Source organism: Pseudomonas sp. WS 5021 (assembly GCF_012985535.1).
Taxonomy (GTDB): Bacteria; Pseudomonadota; Gammaproteobacteria; order Pseudomonadales; family Pseudomonadaceae; genus Aquipseudomonas.
In genome coordinates this window covers 209,065-222,057 of the sequence record NZ_JAAQWP010000007.1, presented here as the reverse complement: position 1 = coordinate 222,057, position 12,993 = coordinate 209,065, and the positions used below count along the sequence as shown (strand labels likewise).

Genomic DNA, 12,993 nt, shown 5'->3' with positions numbered 1-12,993 from the left:
TGCTTCGGTGAGCGATGTACCCCAAATAAAAACGACGTTTCCCATCACGGGGTAAACGCCGTTTTTTCAAGCAAACAACATTGAGTCAGCCAAGACTCAGAGCGGCTTACCACGATTGCCATGCTGGCTGACGAACGCCTGAATAGCCGTCAGATCATTAGGCAATACCGTGCAACGCTCTTCCCGCTCAAACAGGTCAGCCAGGTGCGGCGGCAGTTCCAGAGCCTTGCCGACACCGGCCTTCTGCACCGCCTCAGGGAATTTCACCGGGTGGGCCGTGCCGAGGATCACCATCGGGATATCCAGGCTGCGCCGGCATTCGCGCGCGGCCTTGACGCCAATGGCGGTGTGCGGGTCCAGCAGCTCGCCGGTCTGGGCATAGACTTCAGCGATGGTCTCGCAGGTCTGGGCATCGTCCACGGCCAGGGAGTCGAACAGCTTGCGGGTCTCGGTCCAGCGCTCCTGATCGACGCTGAAACCGCCACCCTGCTTGAAGCTGTCCATCAGGCCGGCCAGGGCCGCGCCGTTACGACCGTGCATGTCGAACAGCAGGCGTTCGAAGTTCGACGAGACCATGATGTCCATCGACGGCGACAAGGTCGCGTGCAGGGTTTCCTTGACGTACTGGTTGCCGCTCATGAAGCGGTGCAGGATGTCGTTGCGGTTGGTGGCGACGATCAACTGGTTGATCGGCAGGCCCATGTTGCGCGCCAGGTAGCCGGCGAAGATATCGCCGAAGTTGCCGGTCGGCACCGAGAACGACACCGAACGCGCCGGCCCGCCCAACTGCAGCGATGCGTGGAAGTAGTAGACGATCTGGGCCATGATCCGCGCCCAGTTGATCGAGTTCACCGCAACCAGGCGCGTGCCTTTAAGGAAGCTCTGGTCAGCAAAGCTGGCCTTGACCATTTCCTGGCAGTCGTCGAAGTTGCCTTCGACCGCGATGTTGTGGATGTTCTCGCCAAAGATGGTGGTCATCTGCCGGCGCTGCACGTCCGATACACGGTTGTGCGGGTGCAGGATGAAGATGTCGACGTTTTCGCAGTGCTTGCAGCCTTCGATGGCCGCCGAGCCGGTATCACCGGAGGTGGCACCGATGATCACCACGCGCTCGCCGCGTTTCTCCAGCACGTAGTCCAGCAGGCGGCCGAGCAATTGCAGGGCAAAATCCTTGAACGCCAGGGTCGGGCCGTGGAACAGCTCCAGCACCCATTCGTTGCCGTTCAACTGGCGCAGCGGGGCGATGGCGTTGTGGGAAAACACGCCGTAGGTTTCTTCGAGGATCTTCTTGAAGTCAGCATCGGGGATGCTGCCGGTGACGAACGGGCGCATGACCCGGAACGCCAACTCGTGGTATGGCAGGCCGGCCCAGGAGGCGATTTCTTCCTGGGTGAAGCGTGGCAGGTTTTCCGGCACGTACAGGCCGCCGTCAGTGGCGAGGCCTGCGAGCAGGACGTCTTCGAAATTCAGGGCCGGTGCCTGGCCGCGGGTGCTGATGTAACGCATGACTGGCTCCTCTACAACATTCTTGAACAGAGGCCGCCGAACCTGCGGGGCCTCTGCAACCTATCGTTAGTTCAGGTGTTCGACACGGATCCGTACCACCGGCCCGACCACGCCTTGCAAGGCTTCCAGGGCGGCGATGGCATCGTTCATGTGCTGTTCCAGCACCCGGTGGGTCAGTAGGATCATGGGCACCAGGCCGTCGTGTTCTTCGACTTCCTTCTGCATGATCGACTCAATATTGATGCCACGCTCCGAGAGGATGCTGGCCACCTGGGCCAACACGCCTGGATGATCCTTGGCCTGGATCCGCAGGTAGTAGGAGCTTTCGCAGGCTTCGATCGGCAGGATCGGGTGGGCCGACAGCGAATCCGGCTGGAACGCCAGGTGCGGCACGCGGTTTTCCGGGTCGCTGGTCATGGCGCGGACCACGTCCACCAGGTCGGCGATCACCGACGAAGCGGTGGGTTCCATGCCGGCGCCAGCGCCGTAGAACAGGGTCGAACCGGCCGCATCACCATTGACCATCACCGCGTTCATCACGCCATTGACGTTGGCGATCAGGCGGTCGGCCGGGATCAGGGTCGGGTGCACGCGCAATTCGATACCGGCAGCGGTGCTGCGCGCCACGCCCAGGTGCTTGATGCGGTAGCCCAGGGCTTCGGCGTAGTTCACGTCGGCGGTGGTCAGCTTGGTGATGCCTTCGGTGTAGGCCTTGTCGAACTGCAGCGGGATCCCAAAGGCGATGGACGCCAGGATGGTCAGCTTGTGCGCTGCGTCGATGCCTTCCACGTCAAACGTCGGGTCGGCTTCGGCGTAACCCAGGGCCTGGGCCTCGGCCAGCACGTCTTCGAAGGTACGGCCCTTCTCGCGCATTTCGGTAAGGATGAAGTTACCGGTGCCATTGATGATGCCGGCCACCCAGTTGATACGGTTGGCCGACAGGCCTTCGCGGATCGCCTTGATCACCGGGATACCGCCAGCGACTGCGGCTTCGAACGCCACGATCACGCCCTTCTCGCGGGCCTTGGCGAAGATTTCGTTGCCATGCACGGCAATCAGCGCCTTGTTGGCGGTAACCACGTGCTTGCCGTTTTCGATGGCCTTGAGCACCAACTCACGGGCGACGGTGTAGCCGCCGACCAGTTCGATGACGATATCGATTTCAGGGTTTGTGGCCACGTCGAAGACATCGTTGGTAATCGCAATACCGGTCGTTTGGTACTGAGGCTTTGGCGTACGCATGGCAATTTGTGCCACTTCAATCCCACGCCCTGCACGGCGGGAAATTTCCTCAGCATTACGCTGAAGTACGTTCAAGGTGCCGCCACCGACGGTCCCTAACCCACAGATGCCTACTTTGACCGGTTTCACTGAAGAACTCCCCATGAAACGGCCGACTCAAGGTCGGCCGTGAAAAACAGCCGCACAACTGCGGCTCGCTATTAATGACCCGCCGACGGGTCGGCGGGTCTGACCGTCAAAGGCTCGACGATACTGTTTATTTGGCACCCAGCGCCAGTTTGGCGATTTGTGGGGCCGGCTGGTAGCCCGGAATGACCTGGCCGTCAGCCAAGACGATGGCCGGCGTACCGTTCACGCCAATCGACTGGCCCAGGTTGAACTGCTTGGAGACCGGGTTGGCACAGGCAGCAGCCTTGATGTCCTTGCCGTCGACCATCTTGTCCATGGCGCCTTTTTTGTCAGCCGAGCACCACACCGCCTGCAACTGCTTGTCACCCGGCGAACCCAGGCCCTGGCGCGGGAACGCGACGTAGCGCACTTCGACGCCCATCTTGTTCAGCTCAGGCACTTCGGCGTGCAGCTTGTGGCAGTACGGGCAGGTGGTGTCGGTGAACACGGTGATGTGGGTCTTGGTCTCGCCAATGGCCGGGTACACCACGGTTTCGGCAACCGGGATGGCGTTGATCAACTTGGACACGCCCAGGCGCTCGGCCTTCTCGGTGAGGTTGACCGGCTTGCCGTCTTTCAATTGGAACAGGTAGCCCTGGACGATGTACTGGCCGTCGGCGCTGGCATACAGCACGCGGCTGCCCTTGAGCTTGACTTCATACAGGCCGGCCATGGGGCTGGCGCTGATGCTTTCGACCGGAGTTTCGAGTTGGAGGCTTTCCAGACTCTTACGGATTGTCTTCTCGGCGGCGTCATCGGCGACGGCAAAGGTTGAGACCAACGCAATGGCTGCGGCGGCAAAAATCTGGGTCAAGCGCATGGGAACTCCTGAAGGCAGATGCAGGGACGAAGGCCAGGACGCCGATCTGGAAACACGGCTCGGGACCGTCCCCTTTGCAAACCGGCAAAGCCTACCACAATTGGGCGCCAGGGCAGACGCCGACGGCCAAATTGGGGCCTGTCAGCCCCTCGGGTGATGTTTGGCATGCAGGTCCTGCAACCTTGCGCGCGCCACGTGGGTATAAATCTGCGTGGTCGACAGGTCGCTGTGGCCCAGCAACATCTGCACCACGCGCAAATCCGCGCCATGGTTGAGCAGATGGGTGGCAAATGCATGGCGCAGGGTATGGGGGGACAGCGACTTGCCGATCCCGGCCACCTTGGCCTGGTGCTTGATGCGATGCCAGAAGGTCTGGCGGGTCATCTGTTCGCCGCGCAGGCTGGGAAACAGCACGTCACTGGGGCGCCCGCCGAGCAACTCGCTGCGGGCATCGCGCATGTAGCGCTCGACCCACACGATCGCCTCTTCACCCATGGGTACCAGGCGCTCCTTGCTGCCCTTGCCCATCACCCGCAACACGCCCTGGCGCAGGTTGACCTGCTCCAGGGTCAGGCTGATCAGCTCGGTGACGCGCAGGCCGCAGGCATATAAGACTTCCAGCATGGCGCGGTCACGCTGGCCGATGGCTTCGCTCAGGTCGGGCGCGGCCAGCAGGGCCTCGACGTCGGCTTCTGACAAGGACTTGGGCAACGGCCTGCCGAGCTGCGGCATATCGACTTGCAGGGTCGGATCGACAGCAATCAGCTTTTCCCGCAGCAAATAGCGATAAAACCCACGCACTCCCGAGAGGAATCGTGCAGTGGAGCGCGGCTTGTAGTTTTGCTCAAGACGCCAGGCCAGGTGATCGAGAATCAACTCGCGCCCGGCATGGCTCAGTTCGAGGTTTTTCTCCAGCAACCAGCCATTGAACAGGGCCAGGTCGCTGCGGTAGGACTGGCGAGTGTTGTCCGACAGGCCTTTTTCCAGCCAGAGGGCGTCGAGGAAGCGGTCGATCAGGGGGTGGTCAATGGCGGGCATGGGCGCTCGAACGGAGAAAAGAATGGGTAGATCCTATCGCAGCCGCGCTCTATGTAGGAGCCGGCTTGCCGGCGATGGCGGTCTCACGTACTGCGGTGTTGCTGCGGTCCTCATCGCCGGCAAGCCGGCTCCTACGGGTCAATCCACAAACCCAGGCAACACCGGCACCGGCCGCTTATCGTCATCAATTGCGACAAAGCTGAACACACCCTGGATCGCCTTCTCGCGGCCATCGGCACTCATGCTCTCGACAAATACTTCCACTTCCACCTTGAGGCTGGTGTTGCCAACCTTGATCACGCGGCCAATCAGTTCGACGATGGAACCGGCCGGTATCGCGTGATTGAAGTCGATACGATCGGTAGACACCGTCACCAGCGGCAAACGGCAAAAACGCGTGGCGGTGATGAACGACACTTCGTCCATCCAGGCCAACGCAGTGCCGCCAAACAGGGTGTTGTGGTGGTTGGTGGTCGGCGGGAATACGGCCTTGGTGACGTGGGTCACGGACAGGTCGGTGCGGCGCTGGATTTCTTCGAGGCGGGTGGTCATGAACGGGTTCCGGGCAATGGGCAAATTTCAGGCACAAAAAAGCAGCCCGTAGGCTGCTTTTTTCTGCATCGGGAAGCTGGACTTAAGCCAGTTTTTCCTTGATGCGAGCTGCTTTACCGGACAGGTCACGCAGGTAGTACAGCTTGGCTTTACGTACGTCACCGCGACGTTTAACGGCCATGCTGTCGATTTGCGGGCTGTAGGTCTGGAAAGTACGCTCTACGCCAACACCGTTGGAGATTTTACGAACAGTGAAAGCACTGTTCACACCACGGTTACGCTTGGCGATTACTACGCCTTCGAACGCTTGCAGACGCGAACGGTCGCCTTCCTTCACTTTCACCTGAACGACAATGGTGTCGCCCGGGGCAAAGGTAGGGATCTCTTTGGTCATCTGCTCTGCTTCGAGTGCAAGGATGATTTTGTTAGTCATGCTGTGCTCCTAAGGTAAATCGTCGGATCTACCATCGATACGTTGTTAACTATCGTCCCGCGCGAGGATGTATTCCTCGAGCAGCTTCTTCTCTTCTCCAGAAAGCGAGCGGCTTTCCAGAAGATCGGCGCGTCGTTCATAGGTCCGACCAAGGGACTGCTGTAAACGCCAACGCCGGATGTGTGCGTGATTGCCACTTAGCAACACGTCGGGAACACGCTGATCCGCATACACCTCCGGTCGGGTGTAGTGCGGGCAATCCAGCAAACCATCCGTGAAGGAATCTTCCTCCGCGGAGTCCGCATGCCCTAAAGCTCCAGGCAGCAGTCGTGTAACCGCATCTATCAGGACCATCGCCGGCAGCTCACCGCCAGACAGGACATAGTCCCCAATCGACCACTCTTCATCGACATGAGCTTCAATAAAACGCTCGTCAATGCCTTCATAGCGACCGGCAATCAGGATCAGTGTTTCCTCATTCGCCAGTTCGCGTACCGCAGCCTGTTTCAGCTGGCGGCCTTGAGGGGACAGGTAAATTACCTTCGCCTTCTCCCCTGCTGCTGCCTTGGCCTGAACCAGGGCGTCTTCCAGGGGCTTGATCTTCATCACCATGCCCGGGCCACCGCCAAAAGGGCGATCATCCACAGTGTGATGTCGATCCGTCGTGTAGTCTCGCGGGTTCCAACAAGTAAGCTGCAAGAGCCCTTGTTTCACCGCCCGACTGGTGATGCCGTACTCGCTGATGGCGGAAAACATCTCGGGAAACAAACTGATCACTTCAATGCGCAAATTAGCCACGCTTAGAAGTCCGCGTCCCATTCCACCTTCATCTCGCCCGCTGCCAGGTCGACGGCCAACACGCATTGCTCGGTATACGGCAACAGGCGTTCGCGATCATCCAGGCTGCCAGCGCAAGGCTTGACCACCATTACATCATTGGCGCCGGTTTCCAGAAGATGATCGATTTTCCCGAGCAATTGCCCGAGTTGATCAATAACCTTCAGACCTTCCAGCTGGTACCAGTAGTACTCGCCATCGGTCAATTCAGGGAACAGGTTGCGCGGCACACAGATCTCATAACCGGCCAGAAGACGCGCTTCTTCACGATCATCGAGACCCTTGAGCTTTGCGACCAGGAACTTGTCGTTCCCGCGTCCACTGACCAGCTCGACCTGTTTCACACTACCTTCGCGCTTGAGCGTCCAGGTCTTGTACTGCAACAGGTTTTCAGTCGGATCAGTAAAGGAATACACCTTCACTTCGCCGCGAACGCCATGAACAGAGTAAATCTTGCCGATAACGATCAAATCATCAGCAACAGCTGGCGTCGCGTTCATATTGCTCAGGCTGCGGCCTTAGCCGAGTCCTTCAACAACTTGGCAACACGCTCGGATGGCTGTGCACCAACGCTCAGCCAGTAGGCTACGCGCTCTTGGTTCACGGACAGACGAACTTCTTGACCACGAGCAACAGGGTTGAAGAAACCAACCTGTTCCTTGTGCGAACCGTCACGCGGGTTGCGGCTGTCGGTTACGGTCAAGTGGTAAAACGGGCGCTTTTTGGAGCCGCCAAGGGCAAGACGGATTGTTAGCATGTGAACATCGTTCCTGTAGTCGGTGCTGCAAATCTAAATGCACAGCGGGCATGGGTGCCCGAAAGGCCGCATATTCTAAGGAATATCCGGACTTTTGCAAATGTCTTTTTCCGGCGCCTGACCGCGTGCCATTCAGATCTGCTATAGAGCCGTCGGTTAAAACGGCGAGTCAGCTCCCGCCAACGGCGGGTTTGCTGGAGATCCCACATCCCTGTGGGTCTGCGCAAGAGCGAACTCTTGCGCGAATTCTTTACATCTTCGGCATGCCACGACCGGGCATCATACCTCCCATGCCACGCATCATTTTGGCCATGCCGCCTTTGGCCGAGAATTTCTTCATCATCTTTTGCATCTGCTTGTGCTGCTTGATCAAGCGACCGATGTCCTGCACCTGGGTGCCGGAACCCATGGCAATCCGACGTTTGCGCGAACCGCTGATCAGCTCAGGGTCACGGCGCTCGGCCGGGGTCATGGAGTTGATGATGGCTTCCATCTGCTTGAACTGCTTCTCTGCCGCGCCCTGGGCATTGCCCATTTGCGCCAGGTTCACACCACCGATGTTCGGCAGCTTGTCCATCAGGCCGCCGAGGCCGCCCATGTTCTTCATCTGTTGCAGCTGATCACGGAAGTCTTCGAGGTCGAAGCCCTTGCCCTTCTTCAGCTTCTTGGCCAGTTTGTCGGCCTTGTCCTTGTCGAGGGTTTGTTCAGCCTGCTCGATCAGGCTGAGCACGTCGCCCATGCCGAGGATCCGCGAGGCGATCCGCTCCGGGTGGAACGGCTCAAGCGCTTCGGTCTTCTCGCCCATGCCGATGAACTTGATCGGCTTGCCGGTAATTGCGCGCACCGACAGTGCGGCACCGCCACGGGCATCACCGTCGACCTTGGTCAGGATCACGCCAGTCAAAGGCAGCGCATCACCAAAGGCCTTGGCGGTGTTGGCCGCATCCTGGCCGGTCATGGCGTCGACCACGAACAGGGTTTCTACCGGGTTGATCGCAGCATGCAGCGCCTTGATCTCGCCCATCATCTCTTCATCGATGTGCAGGCGACCGGCGGTATCGACGATCACCACGTCGATGAATTTGAGCTTGGCTTCTTTAATAGCAGCGTTGGCAATGTCGACCGGCTTCTGGCTCAGGTCGGACGGGAAGAAGGTCACGCCGATTTCCCCGGCGAGCATTTCCAACTGCTTGATCGCGGCCGGACGGTAGACGTCGGCCGACACCACCATCACCGACTTTTTCTTGCGCTCTTTAAGGAAGCGCGCCAGCTTGGCAGCGGTGGTGGTCTTGCCCGCCCCCTGCAAACCGGCCATCAGCACAACGGCCGGCGGCACGGCGCTGAGGTTCAGGTCTTCGTTGGCCGCGCCCATCAGGCTTTCGAGTTCGGCCTGCACGACCTTCACAAAGGCCTGGCCCGGCGTCAGGCTGCGGGACACTTCAGTGCCAACCGCACGCTCCTTGACCGAGTTGACGAAATCCTTGACCACAGGCAAGGCAACGTCGGCTTCGAGCAACGCCATGCGCACTTCGCGCAGGGTGTCTTTAATATTGTCCTCGGTCAGCTTGGCCTTGCCGGTGACATGGCGCAGCGTCTGCGAGAGACGGTCAGTCAGGTTTTCAAACATGCGCGATCCTTTCAGGCCCTATTCATCGAAGTGCATCGGTAGACCGAGGTAATGGCGGCCCAGGCTGTGATAAATCGCTATTAAAAACAGCGCTCGGCGAGCCTGCGGCGTGGGCAGGTCGCGGATTATAGCGAAGACTGCCGCCATGCACACCCGCTGTCTGGCCCAGTGGTCTTTCGTGGAACGCAGGTGTGTGCCAAACTCATCGGCTTTCGGGCTTGCCTAACAGGATTTATGCTCCCTTTGTCACCCAGTTTGCTACCCAGTCTCGCCGCCGCACTCTTGTATGCCGCTGCGACCCTCTATCAGGGCACCCGCCTGGCCCAACGCGCCAGGGCGGACAAACGCCTGCTGGCCGGCCTCGGCGTGCTCGCCCTGGTGGCCCACGCTGCCAGCCTGTTCACCCACCTGATGACGCCAGTGGGCCTGGGCCTGGATTTTTTCAGCGCCGCCAGCCTGATTGCCGCCGCGGTCATCGCCTTGACGCTGCTGGCCTGCGCGCGGATCCCGGTGGAAAACCTGCTGTTGCTGCTCTTTCCCCTGGGCATGCTGACGGTGCTGCTGGCGCAATTCGCCCCCACCGGCACGGTGCAGGTAATTGATGAAGAGCCGGGCATCCTCGCGCACATCCTGTTGTCGATCCTGGCCTACGGCATGTTTACCATCGCCGTGTTCCAGGCATTGCTGCTGCTCTTGCAGGACCACCAGCTCAAACACAAGCACCCTTCCGGGCTGATCAAGAACTTCCCGCCGCTGCAGACCATGGAAAGCCTGCTGTTCGGCTTTCTCTGGGCCGGCTGGACGCTGCTGTCGCTGTCGCTGATTTCCGGCTGGCTGTTCGTCGAGAACCTGTTCGCCCAGCACCTGGTGCACAAGACCCTGCTGGCATGCCTGGCCTGGGTGGTGTTCAGCGTACTGCTGTGGGGCCGCAATCGCCTGGGTTGGCGTGGGCACAAGGCAATCCGCTGGACCCTGGCCGGTTTCTGCCTGCTGATGCTGGCGTATTTCGGCAGCAAGCTGGTTCGCGAATTCATCCTGCATATCTGACGGGCAGCGATTATGGACAATTTGCCCCTGGAGCCGATGCTCGCCGTAGTCGCGCTGCTGGTCTTGTGGTCAGCGCTGTTTACCGCCATCGAAGCCGCCCAGCACCATTTGCTGGCCCTGCGCCCCGGTACACGCCAGGGCGACAAGGCCGCCGCCCGCCTCAGCTTCCCGCGCAATAGCCTGATCCTGTGCAATACCTTATGCCGCGCGGTGGTAGTGATTCTCTGCACCCTGCTGGCGCTTCATGCCTGGGCCGAAAACGGTCCCTGGCTCGGCTGGCTGATCTCCAGCGGGCTGCTGCTGGTGCTGGCCGATTACCTGCCGCGCACCCTCGCCACCCGCTACCCACTGGCGGTGCTGGGGTTTGGCAATACGCTGCTGGGCGTGCCGCTGAAGATCCTCTACCCCTTGGCCTGGGTGCTCAATGGCCTCAGCCTGCTGTTGTTGCGCCCTTTCGCACGCAAGTCCGGGATCGTCAAGAAAAGCGACGAGCCACAGAGCGACCCGTCCGACGAGCAAGCGTCAGACGCGAACGATGACCCGACGTCAGGCATGCCGGGCATCCACGCCCTGGACAACATCACCGTCAATGACATCCTGGTGCCGCGCAGCGAAGTGGATGGCATTAACCTCGACGACCCTATCGAAGAGATCATCGAACAACTGCGCACCTCCCAGCGCACGCGGCTGCCGGTGTTCCACAGTGATATCAACCAGGTCGAGGCGGTGCTCAACACCCGGCAGATCCAGCACCTGCTGCCCGACGCCAGCCTGACCAAGGACGCCCTGCTCGCGGCCTGCCACGAGCCGTACTTCGTCCCGGAAAGCACGCCGCTGCAACTGCAACTGCTGAATTTCCACAAACAACAACGCCGCCTGGGCATGGTGGTGGACGAGTACGGTGAAGTGCTGGGCATCGTCACCCTGGAAGATATCCTGGAAGAGATCGTCGGCGAATTCGAAAGCGAGCAGAGCCTGGACAACCCGCTGATCCAGCCCCAACCAGACGGCCGCTACGTGATTGACGGCGCCGTATCGATCCGCGAACTGAACAAATGCCTGGGCTGGCACCTGCCCAGCGACGGCCCCAAGACCCTTAACGGCCTGGTGACCGAAGCACTGGAGACCATTCCCGATTGCGCGGTGTGCGTGAAGATCGGCCGTTATCGCCTGGAAATCCTCGAAACTGAAGACAACCGGGTGAGCAAGGTGTTGATCTGGCATATCGGCTCAGCGCCGATTGCTACCTAAATCCGAGAGCAGGCTTGTGTGGGAGCGGGCTTGCCCGCGATAGCATCACCTCAGTGTCACTGATACACCATCGCGCCAGGATCGCGGGCAAGCCCACATTTGATCTTTCCAGCCCCAAAGACCGCGCTCCAGCCCTTGTTTGCAGCGCAAAGCCCTTCCTATAATCAACCCCGCTTACCCAAGCCCCGCCCGACCGCGTGCTACCCGCACTGAGCGTGTCCAGGCACCGCGTCATCGTGTCTGACCGGTACTCGCTCCCATCCCGAGCCGACTCCGCGCACTGCCCTGATCCATGGGTGCAAGACCAATAATAATCCGCGCCAAAGGCGCAATGACCATCAGGGATACCTCAATGAGCACCACCTATAACGAGGCCGCTCCCGCCGCCCCGACCAACTCGACCAGCCGCGTCGCGACCGCGAGCATCATCGGCACCGCCATCGAGTTCTACGACTTCTATATCTACGCCACGGCCGCCGCGCTGGTGATCGGCCCGGTGTTCTTCCCGCAAAGCTCCGGCACCGCGCAGATGCTGGCGGCGTTCCTGACCTTCGGTATCGCGTTCATCGCCCGCCCCCTGGGCTCGGCGCTGTTCGGCCATTTCGGAGACCGGATCGGGCGCAAGTCGACGCTGGTCGCCTCATTGCTGCTGATGGGCGTGTGCACCACCCTGATCGGCCTGTTGCCGGGTTACGACAGCATCGGCGCCTGGGCACCGATCCTGCTGTGCGTGCTGCGTTTCGGCCAGGGCCTTGGCCTGGGTGGGGAATGGGGCGGCGCCGCACTGCTGGCCACCGAGAACGCTCCCAAGGGCAAGCGCGCCTGGTTCGGCATGTTCCCGCAACTGGGGCCTTCCATTGGCTTTTTGGCGGCCAACGGGCTGTTCCTGATCCTGGCGATGAACCTGGACGATGAGCAATTTCGCAGCTGGGGCTGGCGCATTCCGTTCCTGCTCAGCGCCGCGCTGGTGATGGTGGGCCTGTATGCACGCCTCAAACTGCACGAAACCCCAGTGTTCGCCAACGCCGTGGCCAAGGAAAAACCGGTGAAAGTGCCGCTGGTCGAGCTGTTCAGCCAGCATTGGTTGCAGGTGCTGCTGGGCGCGGCGGCGATGGTGGTGTGCTATGCGCTGTTCTACATCACCACGGCATTTTCCCTGAGTTACGGCGTGAGCACCCTGGGCTACAGCCGCGAAACCTTCCTCGCCCTGCTGTGCTTTGCCGTGCTGTTCATGGGCGCGGCCACCCCGCTGGCAGCCCTGGCCAGCGACCGTTATGGGCGCAAACCGGTGCTGATCGTCGGTGCGGTGCTGGCGATTCTTTCAGGGTTCACCATGGAACCGTTGCTGACCCATGGCTCGACCTGGGCGGTGGCGCTGTTCCTGTGCCTGGAACTGTTCCTGATGGGCGTGACCTTTGCGCCGATGGGGGCGCTGTTGCCGGAACTGTTTCCGACACGCGTGCGTTATACCGGGGCGTCGGCGGCGTATAACCTGGGCGGGATCGTTGGCGCTTCGGCCGCACCGTTTTTCGCGACCAAACTGGTGGCGATGGGTGGGCTGAGTTATGTCGGCGGGTATGTGTCGGCGGCAGCGTTGCTTAGCTTGATTGCGGTGCTGTGCCTGAAAGAGACGCGGGATAACGATTTGAATAAAGTCGCCTGATAGACCGCTATCGCGGGCAAGCCCGCTCCCACATGTGCAATGCATTCCAATG

General features: G+C 60.5%; 13 protein-coding genes. 3 read left to right on the top strand and 10 right to left on the bottom strand.

The genetic code is table 11. The features are described 5' to 3' along the window. Positions 1 to 96: 96 nt before the first annotated feature. The 10 genes from thrC to ffh all read right to left on the bottom strand — a co-directional run bounded on the left by thrC (position 97) and on the right by ffh (position 8,980). Positions 97 to 1,506, bottom strand: coding sequence for a threonine synthase (gene thrC / locus HBO19_RS22000; protein WP_170058311.1), 1,410 nt, complete (start codon positions 1,504 to 1,506; stop codon positions 97 to 99). Positions 1,507 to 1,572: 66 nt separating this feature from the next. After that, the gene (locus tag HBO19_RS21995; protein WP_029296281.1) at positions 1,573 to 2,877 is read right to left on the bottom strand and encodes a homoserine dehydrogenase; all 1,305 of its coding nucleotides are present in this window, start codon (positions 2,875 to 2,877) and stop codon (positions 1,573 to 1,575) included. Positions 2,878 to 3,004: 127 nt separating this feature from the next. Beyond that, positions 3,005 to 3,736 carry a bifunctional protein-disulfide isomerase/oxidoreductase DsbC gene (dsbC, locus tag HBO19_RS21990; protein WP_170058310.1) on the bottom strand — a complete coding sequence of 244 codons (732 nt, stop codon included), beginning with the start codon at positions 3,734 to 3,736 and terminating at the stop codon, positions 3,005 to 3,007. A gap of 141 nt (positions 3,737 to 3,877) precedes the next feature. Next, positions 3,878 to 4,774 (bottom strand): site-specific tyrosine recombinase XerD, encoded by an 897-nt coding sequence (gene xerD / locus HBO19_RS21985; protein WP_169955682.1) that lies wholly within the window; start codon positions 4,772 to 4,774, stop codon positions 3,878 to 3,880. 138 nt (positions 4,775 to 4,912) lie between these two features. After that, positions 4,913 to 5,326, bottom strand: a complete 414-nt coding sequence (locus HBO19_RS21980; RefSeq protein WP_057437995.1) for an acyl-CoA thioesterase — start codon at positions 5,324 to 5,326, stop codon at positions 4,913 to 4,915. 82 nt (positions 5,327 to 5,408) lie between these two features. Beyond that, positions 5,409 to 5,759 carry a 50S ribosomal protein L19 gene (gene rplS / locus HBO19_RS21975; RefSeq protein ID WP_003175895.1) on the bottom strand — a complete coding sequence of 117 codons (351 nt, stop codon included), beginning with the start codon at positions 5,757 to 5,759 and terminating at the stop codon, positions 5,409 to 5,411. A 45-nt stretch (positions 5,760 to 5,804) separates the two neighbouring features. Next, entirely contained in the window at positions 5,805 to 6,578 is a 774-nt protein-coding gene (gene trmD / locus HBO19_RS21970; RefSeq protein ID WP_170058309.1) for a tRNA (guanosine(37)-N1)-methyltransferase TrmD, read from the bottom strand. Further along, positions 6,560 to 7,096 carry a ribosome maturation factor RimM gene (gene rimM, locus HBO19_RS21965; RefSeq protein ID WP_010565276.1) on the bottom strand — a complete coding sequence of 179 codons (537 nt, stop codon included), beginning with the start codon at positions 7,094 to 7,096 and terminating at the stop codon, positions 6,560 to 6,562. The genes trmD and rimM overlap by 19 nt, the downstream gene beginning before the upstream one ends. 5 nt (positions 7,097 to 7,101) lie before the next feature. Next, complete coding sequence (rpsP, locus tag HBO19_RS21960; RefSeq protein WP_003175899.1) at positions 7,102 to 7,353, bottom strand: 30S ribosomal protein S16; 252 nt, start codon at positions 7,351 to 7,353, stop codon at positions 7,102 to 7,104. A gap of 250 nt (positions 7,354 to 7,603) precedes the next feature. Further along, positions 7,604 to 8,980, bottom strand: a complete 1,377-nt coding sequence (gene ffh, locus HBO19_RS21955; protein ID WP_029296179.1) for a signal recognition particle protein — start codon at positions 8,978 to 8,980, stop codon at positions 7,604 to 7,606. 243 nt (positions 8,981 to 9,223) lie between these two features. Between ffh and ccsA the strand changes: the two genes are divergently transcribed. The 3 genes from ccsA to HBO19_RS21940 all read left to right on the top strand — a co-directional run bounded on the left by ccsA (position 9,224) and on the right by HBO19_RS21940 (position 12,941). Further along, on the top strand, positions 9,224 to 10,027 hold the full coding sequence (ccsA, locus tag HBO19_RS21950; RefSeq protein ID WP_169866826.1) for a cytochrome c biogenesis protein CcsA: 804 nt from the start codon (positions 9,224 to 9,226) through the stop codon (positions 10,025 to 10,027). Between the two features lie 12 nt (positions 10,028 to 10,039). Then, on the top strand, positions 10,040 to 11,278 hold the full coding sequence (locus HBO19_RS21945) for a transporter associated domain-containing protein (RefSeq protein ID WP_170058308.1): 1,239 nt from the start codon (positions 10,040 to 10,042) through the stop codon (positions 11,276 to 11,278). Positions 11,279 to 11,630: 352 nt separating this feature from the next. Then, complete coding sequence (locus tag HBO19_RS21940; protein WP_169878379.1) at positions 11,631 to 12,941, top strand: MFS transporter; 1,311 nt, start codon at positions 11,631 to 11,633, stop codon at positions 12,939 to 12,941. The last annotated feature ends 52 nt before the right edge of the window (positions 12,942 to 12,993 follow it).

Bases quoted from the DNA above. Each gene is read 5' to 3' on its own strand.
- thrC (WP_170058311.1), bottom strand. From the start codon at position 1,506: ATGCGTTACATCAGCACCCGCGGCCAGGCACCGGCCCTGAATTTCGAA.
- dsbC (WP_170058310.1), bottom strand. From the start codon at position 3,736: ATGCGCTTGACCCAGATTTTTGCCGCCGCAGCCATTGCGTTGGTCTCA.
- xerD (WP_169955682.1), bottom strand. From the start codon at position 4,774: ATGCCCGCCATTGACCACCCCCTGATCGACCGCTTCCTCGACGCCCTC.
- HBO19_RS21980 (WP_057437995.1), bottom strand. From the start codon at position 5,326: ATGACCACCCGCCTCGAAGAAATCCAGCGCCGCACCGACCTGTCCGTG.
- rplS (WP_003175895.1), bottom strand. From the start codon at position 5,759: ATGACTAACAAAATCATCCTTGCACTCGAAGCAGAGCAGATGACCAAA.
- trmD (WP_170058309.1), bottom strand. From the start codon at position 6,578: ATGGGACGCGGACTTCTAAGCGTGGCTAATTTGCGCATTGAAGTGATC.
- rimM (WP_010565276.1), bottom strand. From the start codon at position 7,096: ATGAACGCGACGCCAGCTGTTGCTGATGATTTGATCGTTATCGGCAAG.
- rpsP (WP_003175899.1), bottom strand. From the start codon at position 7,353: ATGCTAACAATCCGTCTTGCCCTTGGCGGCTCCAAAAAGCGCCCGTTT.
- ffh (WP_029296179.1), bottom strand. From the start codon at position 8,980: ATGTTTGAAAACCTGACTGACCGTCTCTCGCAGACGCTGCGCCATGTC.
- HBO19_RS21945 (WP_170058308.1), top strand. From the start codon at position 10,040: ATGGACAATTTGCCCCTGGAGCCGATGCTCGCCGTAGTCGCGCTGCTG.
- HBO19_RS21940 (WP_169878379.1), top strand. From the start codon at position 11,631: ATGAGCACCACCTATAACGAGGCCGCTCCCGCCGCCCCGACCAACTCG.